We start from the raw sequence: 24,120 nt of genomic DNA, 5'->3' as shown, positions 1-24,120 counted from the left end.
ATGCATGAAGATATCTGGAGTTTCATCAACAGAATATTAAGATGGGCGTTTGTCAGGATTTAGATGTTCATCGACGCATTCCCCAAATGGCTGGTTTACATCCTTTTTGTACGGGTGGATAAGCTTATATTATACTGATAATGTACGGAAGGAACACAAGGGACGGAGTGCGATCGCTTCGCTTGCGCTGAGTACAGTGATCGCACTTGGGCAATGGGAGGGGTGATGCGATTGGGGATTGTCTGAGTATAAATACTCTGTCCCCACCTCCCTAAATTGAGTGGTTTACATTACTTTTGTACGGGTAAAAGCTAATATTTTTATACAGAAAATGTACTGATAAGCTATCTATACTACTGTCACAAAATATTGGTAATTGTTGAATACTAAAAGACAAGGTACGATAGAATACCCGCGATCGCTCTCAATGCGAAGCGAAAGCCTGAAGCGTTTAAAGCGGACGCTCCACACACCTTAATAGCACGGGAAGCAGGTAGCCGGGAGACCAAGCTACAAGATCCGCGATCGCACTAACACCTCTATGAAAAATCTAGCTCTACTATCTGCTACAGCCCTTGCTGCAACATCTGGATTAGTTTTCGGGACAATGCAAACCGCCTCTGCTTTAACTTGGAACTGGAGTTATTCTGGTACTGGTTTAGCGGCGAGTGGTACTTTTACCACAAATGACACCACTAACGATTTGGGTTTTTACCAGATTTCTGGAATTACTGGTACGCGAAATGGTGAAACAATTACGGGTCTGCAAGCCTCCGGGACTCCAATACCAGGAAACGAACCTTTTGATGTTGACAATTTAATTAGTCTGAATACTCAGCAGTTAACGGGTGACGGTTTTGGGTATTTTACATCAGGAGGAAACTACTCTAATCCGTTTTTCGCTAGTTTTTTGCCGACACCGGGTTATTTAGAGGTTTTCTCTGCGCCGCCATTTATACCAGGTTTTGAAAATTTTGGACCAGAAGATAGTGAGTTACCCATTAGTTTTTCTGCAACCATAATCACTGTCCCTGAACCCACCTCCATCCTTAGCTTACTCGCCCTCAGCACTCTCGGCGCTCTTTCCATACTGAAACGTCAAGTCAAGGATGAAGTCCTTCATAGATAAATCTAAGGGCGCAGAAATCTGGTTCTGGATTAAACAAGAGCGATCTTCAGGGGGATGCTTTTTGTTGTGAAATTGGATGGATTATAAGGTAAAGCGATCGCACCAAAATTAATAACAATTTACAAGCTGTTGCTGAAAACTTACCTTTAAAAGGTTCCGAGCAGTGGTAGCACTTTTTTCTTTAGCAACTCCACCAAAGTAGAGTCCATATACTCATACTCATCAGGAATATCCAGACAAATCACTCGCTTGTCTTTAAGCCAACGTTGAAATTTATTTGAAAGTTTTCTTATATGGGACTTTTCCATCACAAAAATGATATCTGCCCACTGAATTGATTCACTGCATAAAGGTATTTCTGCTTCCCGGTCCAGTCCGGCTGATTCTACCTCTAATCCCTCATACTCACAGAACACAGCTTCGGCTGTCGGACTGCGTAAACGATTCTGGCTGCAAATAAACAGTAATTTCATAAGTATTTCCAAGAAATAAATCATCCCTGGAATGTAGGACGGGCGTCAAGACCCATGCTGTATTAGTGGCGGGCAGAATGCCTGCACCACAAGAAATTTTGGAAGATTTTTTTATTTGGAAGTCCCTAAAAGGATTAGGCACTTGTTTAGTTTTGGGAAACAAAATAGGCGATCGCCCACAACGATGGAATGAAAATTTTTTTATTCCCACTCCCCACTCCCTACTCTTTACTCCCTATTTTCTAGACATCTGTTATCTTAACCTACTACGTATGGTTTTTAATAACGCTTTAACAAAGGTTTAATGCATTTCCCCTACAGTTCAAAAAAGAGTGGTGTTTTTGCTTAGGGGAGGTCATCAATGAAGTTTCTTAATTCTAGTTCTGCCAAAATACTTACTAGCTTAGCAACGACTTGTGCGGTTTTTGTATTTCAAGCAAAAGCACAGGCACTCAAAATTATGGTAGTCAATGATGATGGCTACCAAGCACAAGGGATTGCAGTTTTATTTGATACCCTACAAGCAGCAGGACATGAAGTTACGATAGTTGCTCCAAAACAAGACCAAAGCGGTATTGGCACATCAATTAATGCAGCTCGCATTCTCCAACCAACTGAAGTTGTCAATTATGACAGTCGTCGTTGGTACGTAGATGCAACGCCAACAGTGACAACATGGGCTGGTTTGGATTACATTCTTAAAGACAATAAACCCGATTTGGTTGTATCTGGGATTAACCAAGGCGAAAACGTTGGCTTGTTTGCTGTTTCTTCTGGAACAGTCAGTGCAGCAGTAGCAGCCCTCAATCGCGGTGTTCCGGCGATCGCAATCAGTGCTGGGATAAATCAAACAGAGAGCGCTACAGGTTACCCCAGCACTCGTCAAGCGTATGAAACAGGAGCAAATTTTATTGTTGCGCTCATCAAAGAACTTGAAGCGAAGAAAAAGCCAAATTCAACAATATTACCACCAGGGATTGGCTTAAATATCAATATTCCCGTGCGATTCCCAGATGGTATTTCTGGAATTCGGGGAGTTGCTTTAACCCGTTTTGATAGCATCACACCTTTCGATATTACCTTCGGCGAACTACCTACAGGTACTGGAGTTGGTTTGAAGTTTGAGCCTGTGAGCCTAGCATCAAACACAACTTCCAATTCGGACTCAGAAGGAGGTCAATTCCTTTCTGGATTTATCACAGTCACTCCCATTGATGGTGACTGGAGTAGTTTAACGTACAAAGATTGGGCAAAACTGCGCCATCAACTTCCCCTGTTGCCTAGTTCTACTCCAACACTTTTATCTATTCCTGCAACTCCATAAATTAGCGGCGACATTTTTGATGAGGGAGTGTGATGTGTTCAATTCGCTTACGTTGCCTGCAACTAATTTTTACACCAATAAGGTACATAAAATCTGCGTTCATCTGCGTTCATCTGCGGTTCCTAAACTCTTTAATTTCTGGCATTGCTGAATCGGAATCTGCATAACAAACTCTGCTCCTGCTTGAGGAGTAGAAAAACACTCTAACTTGCCGTTATGTTTATCAGTAATAATTTGGTAGCTAATAGATAACCCCATTCCCGTACCTTTATTGACAGGTTTGGTAGTAAAAAATGGGTCAAAGATACGTTGTTTAATCTGTTCGGGAATACCACGTCCATTGTCAGCGATGGCTATTTCTATCCATTGAGCATCAATAACTGAGGTGTGGATAGAAATTGTCAGTTTTTTAAGACTCATTTGTCCTGCGTAAAATGAATCTTCTAGAGCATCAATCGCATTGACTAAAATGTTCATAAATGCCTGATTTAAAGGCCCAGGATAGCATTCTACCAAGGGTAGAGCGCTGTAATCTTTGATAATTTCAATAACCGGACGATCGCAATGAGCTTTGAGACGGTGTTGCAAAATAGTCAAAGTACTGTCGATTCCCTCATGAATATCAACAGCTTGAACTTCTAATTCGTCAGTGCGGGAGAAATTACGGAGGTTCTTCACAATTTCTCGGATGCGATCGCTACCCATTTTGATAGAAGTCAGGATTTTGAGCAAGTCTTCTTGCAAAAATTCTAGATCTTCATCCTCTGTTTTCGCTTGAATTTCTGGCGCGGGATGAGGATAGTGCTTTTGATAAAGTTGAATAAATTCTATTAGCGTTTGGGTGTACTCCTCAATATGACCGAGGTTACCATGGATAAAGTTAACTGGATTATTGATTTCATGGGCAACTCCCGCCATCAAAAGTCCCAAGGTTGCCATTTTTTCTGATTGTATCAACTGAAACTGAGACTGTTGCAATTGTTGTACCGTCCCTGTAAGTTCAGCTGTACGTTCGGCAACTTGTTGTTCTAGGTTTTGAGTGAGAAGACGTAATTTTAAATGAGTTTTGACACGCGCAAGCAATTCCGCCTCTTGAAATGGCTTTGTGATATAATCTACTCCACCCAAATTAAACCCAGTGACCTTATCGGTGGTGTCTGAAAGGGCAGTCATGAAAATGATGGGAATTTCTTGGGTAATCGGTGAAGCTTTAAGGCGGCGGCATGTCTCAAAACCATCAATACCGGGCATCATGATATCCAGTAAAATCAGATCGGGCAAATTGCGTTCGGCTTGCTTAATGGCACGTTCGCCATCCTTCGCGATCGCCACCTCAAACCCCGCATCAGTCAGTGCTTCGGAAGTCACTGCCAAATTCGCCGGAGTATCATCTACCACCAAAATTAATTGTATCTCTCTCATCTTACCTCTTTACGTACTAGTTAATGGGTAAATTGCTGGATAAAAGCTTCCAGTTTCTCCACCTGGAATTCCCTGGTAAGTTCCAAGATGTGCTGTACAAAAGTGGTATAACGTCGATCCTGCTTTTCCAAGGTAACAGCCACTTCCGCTAGTTTTTTCAAACGTCCATCTTGAGCAAGTTGAAGCAACTGTGCCAAGACTTCTGCATCAGGGACAACCAGTTCCACAGACGGAATACTTGTTGCCAATGCATCTTGCGAGCAAACCGATGGCTCAAGTGGCGATGCATTGGATTGGTAAACCCACTCGATTGACAAGTGTTTTTGTAATAGTTTAAATAGGGCTTGCTGAAAAAGTCAGAAAACAGCAAGATAAGAATTGATTAGTTACTCAACAAGGGTCTAATATAAGCAGATGCTATCTATGATTTAAGGACTGATTATTTTCAATAATAGTAAATGGGGAAAAAGGTGTAGTTTTAAAAAATAGACATAAAAAAGCATAAAATAGCCGCGAGAGCTGAGTAGAAAGATTCATCACTAAAAAAGTAATAGCAATTGCAGTTTCAGAAGTATGAGCAAGTTTCGTCATCACGCGATTGAGGCTAAATCTTCTTTTCCCCTGTCCAAATTTTCCCTCAATACAATTACGAATTCTCTCAGATTCTAAATCTTGTTTCTTTTTTTCTTTACTAACATTAGCTGGGGGTCTTCCTAAAGGAGGTCCGCTCATTATAATACCTCTTTCTTTACACCAAGCTCGGTTCTCTCTTGTGCGATAAATTTTATCAACATGAACAGATTCTGGATAGTACCCTGTGTAATTTTTAAAGGCTTCTACTTGAGCTTTTAAGTCTCCTGATTCATTAAAATTATCCCAACTTATATGGTCTAAAAATATATATCCTTCAAAGCAACTAGCAGACAATTTTGCCCCAAATTCTACCGATTTACCAGCTTTCCCTCGGACAATTGGACGGATATGTGGTTGGGTTAAACTGACAATGCGGTCGTCAATACTCTGTTTTTTATTTTCATACAACCAGAGTTGTTGACGGTAGACTTCTGCAACTACAAGCAACATCTTATATTGTCTGTGACTTAAATCTTCCAGAGAGGCTCCTGAAATAATTAGCTGTTCAATATGAGATAAGTTTCTTTTGATATATTGAAGTTGTTTTCTAATTGCTTTTCTCCTGTCTTTTTGGGAAACGCGACGTTTTTTAGCGACTGCTAGATAATCCTTTCTAGCCCTCTCTCTATAGGTTCTTGGTTTTTTCTCTAATTGACCCAAAGTCTGTTCGTAAAGTAAGTCTATAATTTTCTCTGTCTGTTTTCTTGCTTGATTGAGTAGCTCTAAATCTGTCGGATAGCTGATATCACCCGGAGCACAAGTTGCATCTATTATTAATTTTCCCCGATTTTTGGGTGTCTCACCTTCTTCTTCTGGTGATTCTGTTTTTTTTTCAGATAGTTTAGAAGATGTTGCTTCTAGCATCTTCTTCACCATTTCTTGATTCACTTTGTTAACAAGCTCCACACTAATTCTTTCCCGAAAATGTACCAACATTGATGCATCAAATGGAGCTTCATTACTATAATATGACATTCCTATAAAGTACTGTAGATAAGGATTTTCTTTAATTTGCTCTACTGTTTCTCTATCGCTTATCCCCAACTTTTCTTTGATTATTAATGCCCCTAATGCCATCCGAAAAGATTTGGCAGGTGCTCCCATCTCTACTGAGAAAAATGAAGAATATTCTTCTTCAAATTCTGTCCAAGGAATGAAAGCAGCCATCATTACCCAACGATTATCTTCTGATAACTTGCCCTCGAACGGGAGTTCAAAGTTTTCAGTTGGGATTGAAGTTTGTCCCTGTTTTCGGTACATGGTTACTAACAGCATACTTGATGCTGCCGATCGCAGTGATGCAAGCATTTTTGGCTATTCTACCCTCCTCTCTTGCACCTGAATATACTTCTATAGTCTGAGAATTTAGAGACTGTCTCCTTTTTTTCTTTTTCAGCAAGCCCTAAATAGTAGAGTTGAGTTGGAGATTTTTTTGGTTTATTGGCATATACAGCTAACGTCTTTCCAGTTTGATTGCGGCATTGTGCTCGTTTCGTCGCTGTTTCGATGATATTTTTTTGTAACTGTAATTGTGCTAGTCGGGTCTGAAATTCTTCGGGTGTATAGCCTGCTTGCTTTACTGAACACCTGTTGTGGGGTTTAACTCGGCTGGTGGAAATGGATTGGTAAACCCACTCGATTTGCAAGTATTTTTGTAAAAGTTTAAATAATTCCTCGGCTGGAACGGGTTTCACCAGAAAATCATGACCACCAGCATCAAGGCTTTGTTGTTGATTCATTGTCGAAACTGATGAGGAAGAAACAATTACGGTAAAATCCATAAAGTCATCATAAAACGAGCTATGCCAAGGTCACTCAAAGTTCGTCAGGATTGCATTCAGAAAGTAAAACTGGCAGTTAAGCGTAACTGCTTCCCCAGCCAAAGAGCTTTGGCTGAGGACACAGGGCTGGCTTTAGCCACAGTCAGCAACTTTCTCACAGGTAAACCCGTTGACCATACAACGTTTGAAGAACTTTGTCAGAAATTAGCACTCTCGTGGAGAGAAATTGCCGATTTGGACTTTGAGGTTTCAGCCCACACTCTAGATCGAGATAAAAATACTGGCTTTGGAACCACTAACACCCGTCAGAACTGGGGAGAGGCGATTGATGTCTCAGTTTTCTACGGGCGCACCGAAGAAATCGCCACATTAAAGCAATGGATTGTTAACGATCGTTGCCGACTGGTTACTTTAGTCGGCATGGGTGGAATTGGTAAAACTGCTTTGTCTGTGAAATTAGCGCAGCTTTTGCAAACCGAATTTGAGTACCTGATTTGGCGAAGTCTGCGGAATGCGCCACCAATTCATGAGCTTTTGAGCGAACTGATTCACTTTTTGTCCGCTCAACAAGAAACAACTTTACCAGAAAGCTTAGACAGTAAAATCTCCTGTTTAATAGAATATTTGCGTGCAGAGCGTTGTTTGTTAGTGTTAGACAATGCGGAGTCAATTTTATCTAGTGACGAACGTGCAGGAGGATATCGGCAAGGATATGAAGGATATGGACAGCTCATCAGATGCTTGGGAGAGACTAACCATCAGAGTTGTTTAGTGTTGACGAGCCGGGAAAAACCCAGAGGCATTAGCATTCAAGAAGGTACCAACTCTCCAATTCGTTCGCTGAGATTGTCCGGTTTAACAGAGGTACAAGGTGAGAAAATTCTTACAGAAAAAGGCTTTTCTGTCTCAGAAGACGAATGTCAATCGCTGGTGAAGTTTTATGCAGGTAATCCTTTAGCATTAAAAATTGTCGCAACTACTATTCATGAGTTATTTGACGGCAATATTGCTGACTTTCTACAACAAGGTACCGTTATTTTTGGAGATATTTCGGATTTACTCGATCAACAGTTTTACCGTTTGTCAGCTTTAGAAAAACAGATCATGTACTGGCTGACCATTAATCGAGAATGGGTATTGTTTACAGATTTACAAAAGGATATTATTCCTGCTGTTTCACTCAAAAATTTGTTAGAAACTTTAGAATCTCTACGGTTACGCTCGCTTATTGAGAAGAATTCTGGGAGTTTTACTCAACAACCAGTGGTGATGGAGTATGTCAGCGATCGCTTTATCGAGAACATTTGCCAAGAAATTCAGAATGGAGAAACAGCACTATTTAATAGCTGTGCATTAATCAAAACTCAAGCCAAAGACTACGCAATCAATGCACAAATTCAACTGTTGCTCAAACCCCTTGCAGATAAATTACTAAACCTCTTTGGTACTCAAGAAAATGTGCAGAACTGTTTGAATCAACTTTTAGCAAAGCTGAAGTCTTTTGCTCCTCGAAAACCAGGATATGCAGGTGGTAATATTCTCAATTTACTCTGGCAGCTTCATATTAACCTGATTGGCTATGATTTTTCTAATTTAACAGTTTGGCAAGCTTACCTACAGGGCATGAATTTGCATCGAGTTAACTTTACCAATACAGATTTAAGCAAGGCTGCTTTGACTCGAACCTTAGGAGGTGTTTTATCAGCAATTTTCAGCCCAGATGGGAAACTACTAGCAACAAGTATTGATAATGAGATTTGGTTGTGGGAAGTGGCAAACATGAACCAAATTGTGACTTGCAATGGTCATACGGCTTGGGTGCGATCGCTTGCTTTTAGTCCAGACGGGCAAATTTTAGCCAGTGGTAGCAACGACCAAACGGTGAGGTTGTGGAATGCCCACACCGGGCAATGTTTAAAAACTCTGCGGGGTCATACAAGTTGGGTGCAATCGCTTGCTTTTAGTCCAGACGGGCAAATTTTAGCGAGTGCTAGCAATGACCAAACGGTAAAGTTGTGGAATGCCCACACCGGGCAATGCCTGCAAACTTTGTTAGGGCATAGCGATCGGGTTATTTTTACGACTTTCAGTCCCAATGGACAAACTTTGGTCACTGGCAGCGAAGACGAAACTGTTAGACTCTGGGATGTGAACGGGGGAAAATGTCTGCGAGTCCTACAAATCCACATCAATTGGGTACTATCCATTGCTCTCAGCCCAGATGGGCAAACACTAGCGACAGGAAGCGATGGCACAACAGTAAAATTTTGGGATTTAGCCACTGGTGAGTGCATAAAAACATTACCAGACTACAACAGCTATGTGTGGGCAGTTGCATTCAGCCCAGATGGTAAAACACTGGTGACGGGAAGCGAGGATAAAACAGTCAAGGTATGGGATGTCTTGACAGGAAAATGTTTACAAACTTTGCACGAGCATAACAATTCGCCTATAGGCGGTAACGAAGCTTCACGCATTTGGTTGGTTGCTGTTAATCCAGATGGTAAAAGCTTGCTGAGTGTTAGTGAAAATCAAACGATGAAGTTATGGGATATCCGCACGGGGCAATGTTTGAGAAAAGTGTACGGCTATAGTAATTGGATCTTATCCGTTGCTTTTAGCCCAAATGGTCAAATGTTGGCGAGTAGTAGCGAAGACCAACGAGTAAGATTGTGGGATGTGACGACAGGACAATGCCTGCGAACGTTACCAGGGCATACTAACCTGATTTCATCAGTGACATTTGCTCCCCAAAACCTAAATGATTGTACAGCAAGTAAGAGCATAATATCAGACCGAGAGATTGGTAAACAACAAGAAAGCCAAATTCTGGCAAGTAGCAGCGACGACACAACTATCAAACTTTGGGATGCAAATACAGGAGAGTGTTTGAGAACACTTTGGGGACATGATAGTTGGGTGCATTCAGTTAGCTTTAGCCCAAATGGACAAATTCTGGCAAGTGGCAGTCGCGACCAAACGGTAAAGCTTTGGGATTGGCATACGGGAGAATGCCTGCACACTTTGGAAGGACATATTAATCAAGTAAAAACAATTAGTTTTAGTTCCTGCGGGAAAATGTTGGCTAGTGGTAGCGATGATAACACTATCAAACTTTGGGATGTAAGTACGGGAATTTGTCTGCAAACGTTGTTAGGGCATGGTGATTGGGTTTTATCTGTTATGTTTACCCTCCGTGGAGATATCCTTGCTAGTGCCAGTGGAGACCAGACTATTAAACTGTGGGATATTGCAACCGGGCAATGTGTACAAACGTTAACAGGTCACACATATCGAGTTAGAACAATTGCTTTTAGTCCAGACGGTAAGATTTTAGCAAGTGGTAGTGACGACCAGACTGTTAAACTATGGGATATGAGTACAGGTGTTGTTCTCAAAACATTTCAAGGACACCACAAAGCAGTAAGGTCAATTGCTTTTAGTCCTAATGCTTCAATGCTAGTAAGTAGCAGCGAAGACGAAACCATTAAGTTTTGGGATATTAAAACAGGCGAATGCCTCACAACCATGAGAATTGATAGACCCTATGAAGGTATGAATATTAAAAATGCAAGTGGTTTAACAACTCCTCAGAAAAACACTTTGAAAGCTCTTGGTGCAGTAGAGACAGAGTAAACTTCCCTTATCCAGCAGAGCTGACATTAAATACATATTTTACGGCGAAAACCTCAAGATTTCTTCCTCAGAAATTGTATAGAGCGATCGCCCCCCCTAGAGCGTCGGTCAAGCCTAAAAATACGAAAACACGTAGGTTGGGTTGAGGAACGAAACCCAACATTTACAGACATTTGTTGGGTTTAGAGCGTCGGTCAAGTAGAAGTAGTTGACATAAAATACAGGATGTGCATCTTGTAGAAATCGAACTTTTAGGCGCTTAGGTTTTATGCGTTCGCGTAGCGTCTCCAAAGGAGAATCGCTAAAAACTAGACCCAAAAATTTAGCCGGAAATAGGCGTTTTAACTTATCCACATAATGCTGTTTTTGACAACCTTTATTACTTGAGCGGTGCTCTAGCGGGTTGGATGCAATCTCTTGGACACACTCAAAGTTAGTGAGCTGATTTCTTATCCGAGCGAACAACCTAACTTCTATGTACTCGATATATGATATCAAATCCGGTTGATTGCATCTATGTGCAATCATATCATAATGAGCGTTTTAGCCATTTTTAGTGCGATTGTTTAACCGGATTTAATATGAATTAGGAATGCAGACTTCCTCACCTGGCTCTAAAAATTGAGCCTCCTCTTTTGTCAATCGTGTACCATTAGATTTCCTAATCTCCCGCCAACGGTTACTATCACCCAACTCTCGTCGCGCAATCTTAAAAAGCGAATCTCCAGGATTAACTGTATATAAAGAACTATCATATGCACAAGGCATATTAACGTTAATCAGACAATTATTGGAAACAGTGACAATTATTGGCATACTTGGCTCTTCTGGATCTGGTGCAATAATTTCAAATAAGTCATCACCATTTATCAATCTTTCTCTACTTACAAGAGGGTAGTAACCCCTGGGAAGAGTAACAGATCGATCGGACTCATAGTCAGCTATGCACCGATTCTTTTGTAGATAAATTAAGGTATATCCAATAGCATAAGCAGGTGTATTCAAGAGAGAAAGAATAGTCGTAGAAAGAGTCACAAAAGTAGCAGCGATCGCCCTGACATTTTTGTACATGAGGTTTGCTCCTGATAATGTAATTTTTTGTTAGATGTTGTTTAGAAGGTTTTGTTGAAGGAAAGTTGTCATTAAATAGGTTGAGAAATTATGCCTTGAGAAAAGTTTTCGTCTTCGCGTTCATTTCTACCTGATTTTATGAAACGAGACTTTACCTTGAGGGCTAGCTCTTTTGTTCTTTCCTAATATCAATAGTATTCATGATTAACTTGATCGCTAATTCAAGATTTTTAGGTATTAAGAGAACAGATAATTAACTATTTTTAGTTATTCATTATTTTTTATATTTAAGAAAGTTTCATTAATGGAGATATGAAAAATTGACTTTTATGAAACAATGTATAAATAAACAGCAAATTTTAACTTGGTGAGGTACAAAAATTACCCCCCTCTGTCCCCCCTTGCTAAGGGGGGATGAAAGGGGGGTGTACTCCATTTAGATGCAAAATGCAACATAACGGAAGCTAAAAATTAGTTGCAAAGCTTCTACTAATACCTGCGCTCGGTCTCTTATCGAATTAGAACAATAGAAGAATTCTAGCTAAAATGCCAGTCACGCGAGAGATAACATTGAGAAAGGCCACCTCATCATTTAGATTGTCAATCTGAGTTTGTAGATTATCGCAGCCCTCTTTAAGGTCATCTTCAAGTTCATTTAGCGATCGGGCAATCCTTGTCAAAGTTTCATTCTCCAACTTGACTCGTTGGACTACAATTACCCGTCGCTCCCTGAAAAATTTTTCTGCTTTAGCTGAATCGCGCTTCTTAACATCTTCCCAGAAAAGCTGAACTCTGCTTGAATTAAGTTCTCGTTCCTGCTTTTCTAGTTGCTCCAGACGTTCATCTCTAATTTTATCTAGATTATCAATATCAAGTAACATATTTGTCCTCCTATGAATTTTTAAGTTGTTCAACGATTGTGATAAATGATTCGATATCAGTCAGAAGAGTATTGAGGCGCTCGCGGTTGAGCTTACCTTCTACAAAATCCTTAAATAATTCCCTAAACTTTCCTGCAGATTTACTTGCATCTTCCAGTTCAGAGACAGTGTTATTCATAGTCAAGATAGCTCTTCTTTTTGCAATCCAATTATCAGCATCAGATATGGATTGTTTTCTATCAACTAAAGGTCTAATAACTTGGCGTAACTCTCGTGATTCTATTGTAAGTCTGACATCTTGCTTAATAGAATTACTAAGTGCTTCTAGTAAAAATTGTTGAGTTTTAAATTCGCGATCGATAATATCTTTACGCTTTTCAAGCTCTTCCCTAAGCGCACCTCGAATTTGTGAACTAATAACTAAACCTCCTACAGATTTAATGACACTTGTATTCGGAACAAGAGCACTACCACGAAGTTGAGTACCGATTTTATTCAGATTCCCCACAACACCCTCAATTTCCTGCTGAGCTTTTTGAGGTGCATTAGAAGTCGCAAGCTCATCTATAAGAGCGAAGTATCGCGTTAGAAGTCGATTATGTTTGCGGAGATTTTCCAGTATTTCAAGTCTTTCAACATCAAGTTTAGATAACTCGTTATAACTTTCAGGCGTTTGATGACTGAGCTCGTCATCCTTCAGTAACTGCTCGGAAGTTGTGTCAATTCTAATTTGACCAGCAGTTGTTAATAACTTATCCATAGCCGTAGTGTATGTGTTTCCAGCTTTTGCTAATCTTTGATATTCTGCACTGGAGCGACAGCCACTTATGAAGGATGCTAAAACTGCTATCATCACGATGGTTGAACTAGTTTTTTGTATCATATATATCCTTACAAAGTCGGGGAGCTTGTTTTTAGAAATGTATTGAGTTGCGATCTAATTTGCAACGCTGTGCTTCTCTCCAAGCATGAGGAGTATTTTGATGGCGAGCGCGAAATTGACAGTAGAAATGATTGGTATTTTGATAGCCTACTTCCAAAGCAATCTGATTAACTGAATAATTAGTTTCTAGAAGTAAGTTACATGCTTGAACTATCCGACGTTCAATAATCCAGTTATTAACCGTTTTTCCAGTAAGTCTTCGTACTAAATCGGTTAAGTAAGCTGAGGAATAACCTACTGCTTGAGCGACTTCTTTTAGGTTAATAGGTTGATGATAATTCAATTCTATAAACTCGAAGACCTCATGTAGTCGGGGAATAGATGGAAAGATGGACGTTCGTAGAGTATTTGATTTTATATTTTCCTCATTAGTAGACAATTTCTCCTGTGCTAGCTGAACAACAACAAGGTCATTCTCTATACTAACTACCTCAAATCCTGCGGTTTCCAAGCATTCCATTAAGAGGTTTCTGGTTTTATTATCAGCATCAATAGGTAAAATATTGAGCATTTTATCTCCTAATATTTAATAGAGTTATCAGCGCCTTTCTTTTATATTTTTAAAAGGTGTAAGCAATATTTACTTATGTACTCTAAGACATACAAGTAAGAAAAATGCTAGCGCCTTGCCCACAAGCAGACTCCAGGGCGAAAGTATGAGTATGGTGGTACGCATTATAGTTAAACAACAGCAAATGTGCCGTTCACTCATACAACGAGCTATTTGTAAAGTGCTTAAGCCTTAGTCATATTTGTTTCCTTATTAGTAGAGTTTTGTTGAACTTCAGGGTTAGCTTGTTTGAACCTGATATATTCATCAAACCCCACCGTATACTGACTTATCACCTGAGGATGACTAACTTGTTTGTGAGTTGTGACTGACTTTAGTGTGTTACTGATCGCGACAAACGCATCTTATTTTTAGAATAGCCTGCACCTGAACCAAATACTATACCCATCCCAAACAAAGCGATCGCTTATTACAGCTTTGCACAAGTTCGTAGCGTTATTGAGTCCTTGAAAAGCCTTACCAGCAAGCCACTCAATTCGTCACGAATTTATGAAATGCTGTACTTAGCTTCCTCCAGCAACCATAGAGAATATTGAGGCGATAAGCCTTAACCTCACTACTTCTGAACGAAGATACACACCAGAAGCGCGATGGCACGAAGTTCCCGCTAGCGGCGATCGCTTCCCTTATTTCATTAGTATTGGTCAATCGATAAAAATTTTGATAAACAAGGCTTATGATTTTCCCTGGGCGAGAGTGATGAAGGAGGGTTAGTATAGATATTAACTTTAACAAGGCTAGAGTAATTCTCTAATGATGGAACCTATATTTAATAATTACTATATCAAAACCCTCGTAGCTGTTTCCCTCAGCTTTCTTGTTGGTTGCCAGCAAAATTTTACGATTCAGCAAAGTGTATTAGATAACTTAATAAGCAATAAATTTGTGACCCTCAAGCAGGAAGTTGGCAAATTTCAATTATCTCCAAGCAAAGATCAACAGGCTTCAGGGGAGAGAAATAGTAGAATGCCTACCTTAGTAAATGGACAAATTAAATTCAAAGTCAAGGGGCAATCAACGGATATCAGTATTTATGGCAGAAAAGATCCAGATCCCAATAAAGCTATTCTTCCTGCAAACTTCAAAGTTTACGTCAGAGATAATGTTGTGGTGAATGTGTCCTATCCAGGATTTGAGGAAAAGACTTTACCCACTGTTAATAAATTTATCGGTTATCCAGGCTGTTATGTTGCCGCCTACTCCCGCAGAAAAGAGAAAAGTGTGTATTCAGTCGGTGGAGACATATATGTAATGGGACAAGTTAGGGTTCCCGGCGGTTATCAGGAAAGAATTTGTCTGCCAGTAGGTTATGAAAAAGTGGATATTAGCGCTGACCCTAAGTTCAAATTAATCTTTGCTAAACTCTTGCCGTCAGCCTGCAAAGAGGGTTGCTGGGCAGGTGGCGATACTGGTGGCTGGTTCGGAATACAGTAACAAAATTATTCACGATTCCTCTCACTTTAAGTGAAAAGCTAGAAGTGCTAGTGTGCAACGTTCAATTTTTTATCTTCAAAGCTGGTAAATTACTTGGAGGCATTGCCGCTATTATTTGTCAAACTTAAAGTTTTTTAAAGCAATATAGCCACCTGAACGCTTATGTTCATCACCAGTTAGAACGTATGAAGTAGGTACATTTTTAGAGTAGGCATCCAAAATCTTGCTATAGATAGAGAAGTTAAATACATTCCCGACTACAACAATTCCTAATTTTGATTGCCCAGGAACGTTTCCATATTCTCCACGTACCCACCTACCTTTAGGTACGTCACAAGAGTACTCTAAGTCTATAGCGAATTCAATGTAATAGACCCCTGGCTCTTTTGGTGCAGTTATATTGAAAGGCTTTCCCTTTTCGGATTTTTCCCCATCTGGAAGTTGATTAACATTTATGCAATCTTGTGTATTTTTGGGGATACCGAACACAATTTGGTGAAATACGCTTGGACCAAAGGCTCTTTGAGTGGAAGGATTATACGAGAATGTATAGTCTGTAGTTCCTTGAATCTCTTGCCCAGGAGAAGCAAATATAACATTTGGTTTGTTTGTCAAGCTAGACCATACTGTCCCTACAAATGTCGCTGCGGATGCAACAAATGTTGTGATGACCAGCGACACAGTGATCCCAATACCCCAACGCGAACGGGTATCTTTGTGTTTTTGCCTAATGCTTTGTTGCACAAACTCAGTTTCTAACTGGTTCAACCAGTTGTTGTTTTCTGAGTTAAGTACCTCTTTTTGCAACACATCCAGATAGGGGTCAACATTCCAAAGAAACCGTAGCTGTTGTTTGCTTTTCCACTCTAGGGCAGCAGGTGTTAAACGGCGCTGCAATCTTAAGTTTTTCTCCTCTTTTACCCAATTCAGCAGCTTTTGCCATCCCCGCACCAAAGCATCATGGGCTGGTTCCACATAGAGATTACCTTCTGCATCTTCTCCTTTAACCAGTAACCGTGCTTTGGTAAAACGCTCAATGACTTCTTTAACAAAATCATTTTTCTCTGGTGGATATTCTAATTCCGATAACGGGACTTGTCTGCGTGCTAATTCACCTCCACCAAGAGCAACCATCCGCAGCACCACATGGCGGATAATCTGGGCATACGCTGGATCTTTTTTAACTAACGCCTCATATTCCTCATCAGCCCTTTGAGTCAGTGATTGGATGACTCCTCCCATGCCTTGATAATCTTCTTGCGTTAGTGCCCGGTCAATTGTTATACCTCTATTTTGAGCATCTCGTTGTCGCTTTAAATACTTGAGATAAAGTTCGCTCAACGCAAAAGAAAGCAGAGGCAATGCTCCCGGCATATCTGCCACTTCATCAATCAATTGTTCTACGAGTTCGTGGGGCTGAAAATACATTACCCGTGTTTCTGCTGGTTTCTCAATGGCTTCCCGCAGTTCTCCTCGTGTCATCATTGGTACAACAAATCGTCCCGTATGCCAACGATTTTTCAGCATTGTGTTTCCTACTTTCAGAACTGTGGGGACAAACTCTAAGCCAGCATCTCTGACTTGGGTTTCAAAATCAGAGCGTAAGGTTAACACTACTCGTAATCTATGGCGATGGGCATTGATTGCTTTGAGTATCTCTTGGAAAAACTGTTTCCGCTCATCCTCATTTTGACAGAGTGTAATAATTTCTTCGCTTTGGTCAATAAACAGTAGTAACTTAGAGTTGGGGTTGCGCTTCGCCCAAACATCAATACTCCAAGCCAGATTCTGCTGTGGGTTTTGTGGTGCTACCTCTGGTAATTGGGCACTTTTCAAAGCATTATTTAAGGCAAGTAAGGGAGTCTCGCCAGGACGAATGGGTGGTAAAATACACCATTGCTCACTCTTGTCTTTCCGCAGTTGGGGAATTAATCCTGCCTTCACCAAACTAGATTTACCCGAACCCGAAGCACCCAACACTACTGTTAAGGGATGAGTTTTAACAAAATCCTGTAACTTTTTTACTAGTTCAGTTCTACCGAAAAACAGTTCGCTGTGTTTCTCTTCAAATGATTTCAAACCTCGGTAGGGATTTTTTGATGCATCTAAAGGCGGCGCTGGCGGTAAGTTGAGTGGATGTCCGGGAGATAAGAAAATAAACTCCCCTTTATCATGCTTCTTCAGAGACCAAATTCCTGGAGTTTGCCGTTGACGACGTTCTTCCGTGGCTGGTTCAACGGCATCACGCAGATACAAGTAGAGTTTGGTAGCAGTAATCACCCCATCTCCTGAGAGTTTACCATTCGTAGAAGGAGGATAGACATCAGCTTTACCTGCTAGCGCTTCGATTAACGCCCCTGCAAAGGGAGAATGGTTCCCAGCCTTGCCGCGCTCTGTGTTAACATCAAATGCATCTAAGGCTTTTTGGTCATAAGCTGTGCTAGTGATGACTTGCCATGCTGGATCGCTAATAAAACGGTCATAACGCTCTTTGTGAATCACCTCTGGTACAGTTAATAAATCCCTGGTGCTTGACCAACGAAAGGCTCCTGCAAAGCAGCAGTCGAGGATTCCTAAGAAATGACGACAGGGTAGTTGCTCCAAGCATTCAAGCAACCTAGCCATCGGCAGGTATGTATTCGTATCTCCCAATTGGGCATCCTGGGGAATTAAATAACCTGCTGGACCATCATCGCCATTGAGAGCAATTCCATGACCGGCAAAGTAAAACAGCAAGCGGTCATTTTCACTGACTTGTTCTAGTAGTGTTTGTTCTAATAGTTGATTTAAATTGTTGAGGGTGGCAAGTTCGTTTAAGCACACCCATATTTGATATCCATGCTGTTCCCGCAGTATTTCAATGAGCTTTTTGGCATCATTCTCTGCGTTCTGTAGAGGCGAAATACCGTTTTTGTAATTATTAATTCCGATGATAAATGCCAGATTTCTAGAAAAGTCAGACATAAAAACAGTTCCTTCATATGTTGGTTATTTGTTCTACTTGTTTGAATGTGATACATTGAGCAAATGCCACCCCATACTGACTTACCGTCCGAAGATGACTGACTTGTAACTGACTTTTATAAATACTTGGTTAATGAAATATAGCTAACGTAACTTGATGAATGCGTAGATCTTCCGGTTCATATAGCAACAATATTATTTTTTACAATAAGTAGGTGGGCGTAAACACATTATTGTTGGAATAAGACAGGAGACAGCGAGCAGGAAGCAGGGGGTAAAAAGGTTTGAGCCTTATTTACGTTTGTTCCTACAGTTTAGTTTTATTGTGTTTATTTACTTCCACCACAAAAATAAGCTGACTTGCTAAACTACAACGATAGATAACAGCTTTCCGAATTATTGTCAAAAATACTTTTTGCTAAAGAGCGAAAACTCTAAGATATCAAAATTGATGGTCAACTCTTACAGGTGAGTTAAATTCTTAATCCATTCTCTTCACTTGAAAAATATCAGATTTATACAATTACAAATCTATTTTTTCATCATATGGATTTTTTGTTTAAACCCCTTTAAAATAGAGTTTTGTATGCCAGCAGACTCTGCGAAGTATGTCTTGTTTTTCTCCTTTATGAATTAAGGTTTGTTGAGCATCAGGTTTGGGAGCATTCCAATTTGGCACAAGCCTGCAAGAATAGAATTCTGGGGCTATACAAACAAAGTCCACCTACGTGGACTTAATATAGAAGTCCGCGCAGGCGGACTTCGTTTGTATAGCCGCGATTTCCAATCGCACGGCTAAAAGGGGTTAGAAAAACAGATTTAGTATTTAAGGTTTGTTGAACATCAGGTTTAGCTTGTTCGATCCTGATATATTTATCAAACTCTACCGCGTACTGATTTATTACCTGAGGATGACTGACTTGTTTCTAAGTTGTGGCTGACTTCTGGTCAGTTACTGATAAAATCTATAAAGCTGTCATGAAACGACCGATGCCAAGGTCACTCCAGGCTTGCTACGAGTGCATATTGATAAACTATCATAATGTAAAAAATTTGCTATGGAAAATACAGAGCCTAAAAAAATAACGGAAAATCAAGTACCAATTGATACATATGACGAAACTAAACCCTTAGAAGAAGACAACTCTAAATCTCAGGCAACAGTAACTCCTCCTAAAAAAGAAAAAGTAGAATCCGATAGAACTGATGACTCGCCTTCTCGTTCTATAAGAGGAGTGTCTTCTCGTTCTCCTGGGAAAGATCGAGATTTTTAGTCTGATAATTTTTTCTTACCAATATCACTACAAAGATGGCGAGCCTCCTGCCTTTCGGGAATGGCTTCGCTAACACCCTCATTAACATTGGCGTTCTTCTCAAGATAGTTACGCAAGCGATCGCACCCCATTACCATCAGTTTGTTTAAGTCTCCAAGCTCCCACAACTTCATTGTTCCATCGCTAGCAATGACAGCCAACACATTTCCCCTGGGACTGAAGCTAACACTTTGAAGACTGGGTGTATCCGCTTTCAATTCTCCCATCTTATCTCCTTCCATATACCAAATGCTAACAGTTGCATCGGGTTTAGCAACCGCTGCTAAAGTTCCGTCATTATTAAAATGAATGCTCTTGAAATCACGCAAATATTTGTGGAATGAAATAGCAATTTGTTGACTTGTTTTTATATCCCACATACGGATACTCCTAGCTTTTGAATTCTCGTTTTCTTCAATCACACCCACAAATAGCTTCACTTGGTTGTCATCTTGACGCCAAACTACAGTGCTGAGGGGAATGTTTTCATACCACGTAAATGGTATTTCTTCTGTTTTGTTGGACAAATTAAAGGTGCGAATAATCCGATTCTTTTCCATCAGCGCTAATTTCTGGCTATTAGGGCTAAAGCGCAAAAGACTAACAGCTTCGTATTGTCCTGGTAATTCACCCTCTTGTTTACCCGAAGATGCATCTAAAAGGAGGATTTTCCCTTTATCCGCAACCGCTAATTGCTTGCCATTCGGACTCCAACTTAACTTCCCTTTTAAGTCGTATTCACTTGAAAATACTTTCAATGAGTTGCCTGACAAATCTAAAATACGGATTTTACCATCGGTTCCTAGGGTAGCAATCTGTGTACCGTTTGAGTTAAAGCTAGCACTTGTCACTTTAAGAGGAAGTTGTTTGAATAAGCTTAACTGTGGAGGCTGCACCCTCCATAATTTCACTTTACCGTCATTACTTCCAGTCGCTAGCAATTCACCATCAGACCGAAAATTGAGACTACTAATTTGGCTTTGATGCCCTTGAAATTCTTGTCCTTCCTGTTCGCCAAACCAATTTCTTAACCTAACAGTGCCATCATCAAACCCTGTTGTTGCTAACAGTCTGCCATCAAGGCTAAAACTGACAAGAACATCGTTCCCCAAAGGGTGTAGTTTTTTCTCTTCCCAGTTCCACAACCAACTCGAGACACCGTTTTGCTCAGATGTATAAGTAATAGCTATTGGCTTGCCATCAGGACTCATTGTTGCCTTCTTAATTCTAGTCAGAGCAGTGAACTTTTCTAACTCTCGTCCCCTCGAACCCCACAAGCAGACAATACGATTGTCTCGACCAATTGTGAGCCGTAGAAATTGATTATTTAAGTCAAAACTAATACCCACAACTTCAGTTTGCGGTTTGTTAAATTCCTGCAACTTGTTACCAAAACTGTCCCAAATACGGGCAACTCCCGAAGCTGTCAGACTTGCAAATCGACTGCCATCTGGACTCCATACAACATCTGTTACCTCAGCTTCATGTGCCTTCAATTCCCTCGGCAATGCTGTCTTTCTCCAATCCCACAAGAGAATTATTCCATCTTTACGAGCGATCGCCACTCGACTGCCATCGTGACTAAAAGCAACTTTTGTCACTGAGTTTGGTGGTACATTTATTTCAGCTAGCTGTCCTTGGTTTCTTTCCAAAATGCTGACAGTACCATTATTTTCCCATGTTGCCAGCAATAACTGACCTTTCTTCCAAAAGACACTTGCAATCTTACCTTTATTGACAACCAAATGACTGTCTTCACGCACTGTGTAAAATGCTTTTCGCAGCGTCCGGGTAATTTGAATTTGCTGTTGTTCGCTTGGTTTAGCTACTTGCAGCAGCCAATGATTGAGTAATTTACCTGCTCGTAAACCACTCACTAATGCATCTAGAACCGGCTGATTTGATTGCAAATATGTTTCTGAAGATTGTCGCTCGGCAATAATTTCTTCGTCAAGTGCTTGCCTTTGACCGATGAGAGCTAAAAGCGTTAGTCCACTTAACCCTAACATGACACCAAAGGTAATGCGCCAACGCCAAGCTGAATTTTTGCGTTTTTGCAAAACGCTTCGCTGAACAAACTCAACTTCAACCTGGTTAAACCAGTTGTTACTGGACTTAAGTTGCTCATTCAAGACATCAAGATAGGGATTGCTATTCCACAAAAACTGTACTGGGTTCTCTCTGGAGCGCTCTTGATGATTGTGCGATCGCCGCCCGGATTGAACCAATTGAGTCATGATGTTCAACAAGTTTTTGACACCGTAGAGGTTGCGATCCAACCAATCAATCTTGGTTTGAAAACCGAATGATTGTTGTTTGCTTTCAAGCATTTTCCACTCCATTGCAGATGGAGTCAAACGCCGTTGCAAAATTAAACTTTCCTCATCCTCTTGCTTCCATGCCAGCAACTTCTGCCATCCCCGCACCAAAGCATCATGAGCTGGTTCTACATAAGGATTCCCTTCAGCATCTTCTCCTTTAACAAGTAGGCGGGCATTCGTAAAGCGCTCAATGGCTTCTTTCACGAAATGGTTTTTCTGTTGCGGATATTCCAGTTCCGATAACGGGACTCGTCTGCGTGCTAATTCACCTCCACCCAGGGCAACCATCCGCAGCATCATTTGGCGGATAATCTGAGCATAAGCGGGGTTCTCTTTCACAAGCGCTTCATATTCTTCATCAGCCCTTTGAGTCAGTGACTGAATCACCCCTCCTAAATCTTGATAATCTTCTTGAGTGAGCGCTCGGTCAATCGTTATACCTTTATTTTGTGCATCCCTTTGTCGCTTTAAATACTTGAGATAAAGTTCGCTCAAGGCAAAAGACAGCAGAGGTAATGCTCCCGGCATATCCGCCACTTCATCAATCAGTTGTTCTACTAATTCGTCGGGCTGAAAAAACATCACCCGTGTTTCTGCTGGTTTCTCAATGGCTTGGCGCAGTTCGGCTCGTGTCATCGCCGATACAATAAATCGTCCGCTTTGCCAGCGATTTTTCAGCACGGTGTTTCCAACTTTTAGGATTGTGGGAACAAACTGTAAACCTGCATCTCTTAGTTGGGGTTCAAAGTCAGAACGTAAAGAGAGTATGACCCGCAATCTCTGGTTATGGGTATTAACCGCCTTGAGTATCTCTTGAAGAAACTCTTTACGCTCATCCTCATTTTGACACAGTGTGACAATTTCTTCACTTTGGTCAATAAACACTAATAACTTAGAGTTGGGGTGATTTTTCGCCCAAGCATCAATGCTCATCGCCAGAGTTTTTTGTGGGTTTTGGGCTGCGACTTCTGGCAATTGAGCATTTTTCAAAGCATGGTTTAACGCTTGCAAGGGAGCCTCACCAGGACGGATGGGTGACAAAATATACCATTTCTCCGTTTTGTCTTGCCGTAATTGGGGAATTAATCCTGCTTTCACCAAGCTAGACTTACCCGAACCTGAAGCACCTAACAGCACTATGAGCGGTTGAGTTTTGACCAAATTCTGTAACTTTTCTACCAGTTGAGTTCTCCCGAAAAACAGTTGGCTGTGTTCTTCTTCAAATGATTCCAAACCTCGGTAGGGATTTTTTGACACATCCAACGGTGGTGCAGGTGGTAAGTTGAGTATATGTCCCGGAGTCAAGAAAATATACTCCCCTTTGTCGTGCTTCTTCAGGGGCCAAATCCCTGGTGTTTGCCGTTGGCGTCGTCCTTGTGTGGCTGGTTCTACGATATCACGGAGATACAAGTAAAGCTCAGTAGCAGTAATCACCCCATCTCCTGGGGGTTGACCATTGGTAGAAGGAGGATAAGCATCAGCTTTACCTGCTAGCGCTTCGATTAATGCCGCAGCAAAAGGGGAATGATTGCCAGCCTTGCCACGTTCTGTATTAAAATTAAAAGCATCTAAAGCTTTTTGGTCATAGGCAGCACTCGTTATGACTTGCCAAGCAGGATCGGTAATAAAGCGGTCATATCTTTCCTGGTGAATCACCTCTGGGGCTGTTAACAAATCTCTGTTACTCGACCATTTAAAAGCACCTGCAAAACAGCAGTCAAGGATTCCCAAAAAATGGCGACAATGGAGTTGACTTAAATATTCGTGCAACTGAACCATTGACAGGTAAGTGTTGATATCGCCCAGCTTGGCATCTTGAGGAATTAAATAACCTTGTGGACCATCATCACCGTTAAGAGCAATTCCATGACCTGCAAAGTAAAATAAGAGACGGTCATCCTTTGTCACTTGTTGGGGAAGAGTTTCTGCCAGTAATTTGTTGAGGTTGTGCAGGGTGGCAACTTGGTTTAAACAGACCCAAATTCGATATTCATGTTGTTCGCGCAGAATCTCCACCAGTTTTTTAGCATCGTTAACGGCATTCTGTAGGGGAGAAATGCCGTTAGTGTAATCGTTAATACCAATTATCAATGCTACATTTCGGGAAAACATAGTTTTAGGGATGATTAATGATAATCATACCATTTGTAAGAAAAAATCGTTTTCTCAAGGAGGAAAGGCGTTGCTGAATAACAGTATGAATTGCCCTCATCCCCAACCCTTC

Annotated in this window: 17 protein-coding genes; 6 read left to right on the top strand and 11 right to left on the bottom strand. The window is 40.8% G+C overall.

The features are described 5' to 3' along the window. Positions 1 to 541: 541 nt before the first annotated feature. Positions 542 to 1,129, top strand: coding sequence for a PEP-CTERM sorting domain-containing protein (locus WA1_RS01435; RefSeq protein ID WP_017748660.1), 588 nt, complete (start codon positions 542 to 544; stop codon positions 1,127 to 1,129). A gap of 146 nt (positions 1,130 to 1,275) precedes the next feature. On the opposite strand, the gene WA1_RS01430 is transcribed toward WA1_RS01435, so the two are convergent. Next, positions 1,276 to 1,602: a low molecular weight protein tyrosine phosphatase family protein gene (locus WA1_RS01430; RefSeq protein WP_017748659.1), complete on the bottom strand. Its 327-nt coding sequence runs from the start codon at positions 1,600 to 1,602 to the stop codon at positions 1,276 to 1,278. 77 nt (positions 1,603 to 1,679) lie between these two features. On the opposite strand from WA1_RS01430, the gene WA1_RS01425 reads away from it, so the two are divergent. Continuing rightward, a complete protein-coding gene (locus tag WA1_RS01425) occupies positions 1,680 to 1,907 on the top strand; it encodes a hypothetical protein (protein WP_017748658.1) in 228 nt (75 codons plus the stop codon). A gap of 56 nt (positions 1,908 to 1,963) precedes the next feature. Beyond that, entirely contained in the window at positions 1,964 to 2,926 is a 963-nt protein-coding gene (gene surE / locus WA1_RS01420) for a 5'/3'-nucleotidase SurE (protein ID WP_017748657.1), read from the top strand. A gap of 99 nt (positions 2,927 to 3,025) precedes the next feature. Here surE and WA1_RS01415 read toward each other — a convergent pair whose 3' ends face one another. The 4 genes from WA1_RS01415 to WA1_RS58490 all read right to left on the bottom strand — a co-directional run bounded on the left by WA1_RS01415 (position 3,026) and on the right by WA1_RS58490 (position 6,720). Next, positions 3,026 to 4,348 carry a sensor histidine kinase gene (locus WA1_RS01415; RefSeq protein WP_017748656.1) on the bottom strand — a complete coding sequence of 441 codons (1,323 nt, stop codon included), beginning with the start codon at positions 4,346 to 4,348 and terminating at the stop codon, positions 3,026 to 3,028. Positions 4,349 to 4,368: 20 nt separating this feature from the next. Then, positions 4,369 to 4,665, bottom strand: coding sequence for a hypothetical protein (locus tag WA1_RS01410; RefSeq protein ID WP_066612679.1), 297 nt, complete (start codon positions 4,663 to 4,665; stop codon positions 4,369 to 4,371). A gap of 100 nt (positions 4,666 to 4,765) precedes the next feature. Continuing rightward, the gene (locus WA1_RS01405; protein WP_026135401.1) at positions 4,766 to 6,241 is read right to left on the bottom strand and encodes an IS5 family transposase; all 1,476 of its coding nucleotides are present in this window, start codon (positions 6,239 to 6,241) and stop codon (positions 4,766 to 4,768) included. A gap of 59 nt (positions 6,242 to 6,300) precedes the next feature. After that, the gene (locus WA1_RS58490) at positions 6,301 to 6,720 is read right to left on the bottom strand and encodes a response regulator (protein WP_066612676.1); all 420 of its coding nucleotides are present in this window, start codon (positions 6,718 to 6,720) and stop codon (positions 6,301 to 6,303) included. 63 nt (positions 6,721 to 6,783) lie between these two features. On the opposite strand from WA1_RS58490, the gene WA1_RS01395 reads away from it, so the two are divergent. Next, positions 6,784 to 10,398, top strand: coding sequence for a WD40 domain-containing protein (locus tag WA1_RS01395; protein ID WP_017749224.1), 3,615 nt, complete (start codon positions 6,784 to 6,786; stop codon positions 10,396 to 10,398). 576 nt (positions 10,399 to 10,974) lie between these two features. On the opposite strand, the gene WA1_RS01390 is transcribed toward WA1_RS01395, so the two are convergent. From WA1_RS01390 to WA1_RS01375, 4 genes are all read right to left on the bottom strand, one after another. Then, positions 10,975 to 11,469 (bottom strand): LysM peptidoglycan-binding domain-containing protein, encoded by a 495-nt coding sequence (locus WA1_RS01390; protein ID WP_017749225.1) that lies wholly within the window; start codon positions 11,467 to 11,469, stop codon positions 10,975 to 10,977. A gap of 518 nt (positions 11,470 to 11,987) precedes the next feature. Then, complete coding sequence (locus WA1_RS01385) at positions 11,988 to 12,350, bottom strand: hypothetical protein (RefSeq protein ID WP_017749226.1); 363 nt, start codon at positions 12,348 to 12,350, stop codon at positions 11,988 to 11,990. A gap of 10 nt (positions 12,351 to 12,360) precedes the next feature. Further along, entirely contained in the window at positions 12,361 to 13,233 is an 873-nt protein-coding gene (locus WA1_RS01380; RefSeq protein WP_017749227.1) for a hypothetical protein, read from the bottom strand. A 31-nt stretch (positions 13,234 to 13,264) separates the two neighbouring features. After that, on the bottom strand, positions 13,265 to 13,804 hold the full coding sequence (locus WA1_RS01375) for a helix-turn-helix transcriptional regulator (RefSeq protein ID WP_017749228.1): 540 nt from the start codon (positions 13,802 to 13,804) through the stop codon (positions 13,265 to 13,267). Positions 13,805 to 14,617: 813 nt separating this feature from the next. Here WA1_RS01375 and WA1_RS59270 point away from each other — a divergent pair. Further along, the gene (locus tag WA1_RS59270; protein ID WP_272819047.1) at positions 14,618 to 15,298 is read left to right on the top strand and encodes a hypothetical protein; all 681 of its coding nucleotides are present in this window, start codon (positions 14,618 to 14,620) and stop codon (positions 15,296 to 15,298) included. Positions 15,299 to 15,409: 111 nt separating this feature from the next. Here WA1_RS59270 and WA1_RS01365 read toward each other — a convergent pair whose 3' ends face one another. Next, complete coding sequence (locus tag WA1_RS01365) at positions 15,410 to 18,262, bottom strand: nSTAND1 domain-containing NTPase (RefSeq protein WP_017749230.1); 2,853 nt, start codon at positions 18,260 to 18,262, stop codon at positions 15,410 to 15,412. Positions 18,263 to 19,320: 1,058 nt separating this feature from the next. Here WA1_RS01365 and WA1_RS01360 point away from each other — a divergent pair. Then, on the top strand, positions 19,321 to 19,536 hold the full coding sequence (locus WA1_RS01360; protein ID WP_017749232.1) for a hypothetical protein: 216 nt from the start codon (positions 19,321 to 19,323) through the stop codon (positions 19,534 to 19,536). Here the strand turns inward: WA1_RS01360 and WA1_RS52100 are convergent. Next, a complete protein-coding gene (locus tag WA1_RS52100) occupies positions 19,533 to 24,008 on the bottom strand; it encodes an nSTAND1 domain-containing NTPase (RefSeq protein ID WP_017749233.1) in 4,476 nt (1,491 codons plus the stop codon). The two genes, WA1_RS01360 and WA1_RS52100, sit on opposite strands and share 4 nt — an antisense overlap. Between the last annotated feature and the right edge of the window lie 112 nt (positions 24,009 to 24,120).

Origin of the sequence: Scytonema hofmannii PCC 7110 (assembly GCF_000346485.2) — a bacterium.
Lineage (GTDB): Bacteria > Cyanobacteriota > Cyanobacteriia > Cyanobacteriales > Nostocaceae > Scytonema > Scytonema hofmannii.
This window is presented reverse-complemented; position numbering and strand designations above follow the sequence as displayed.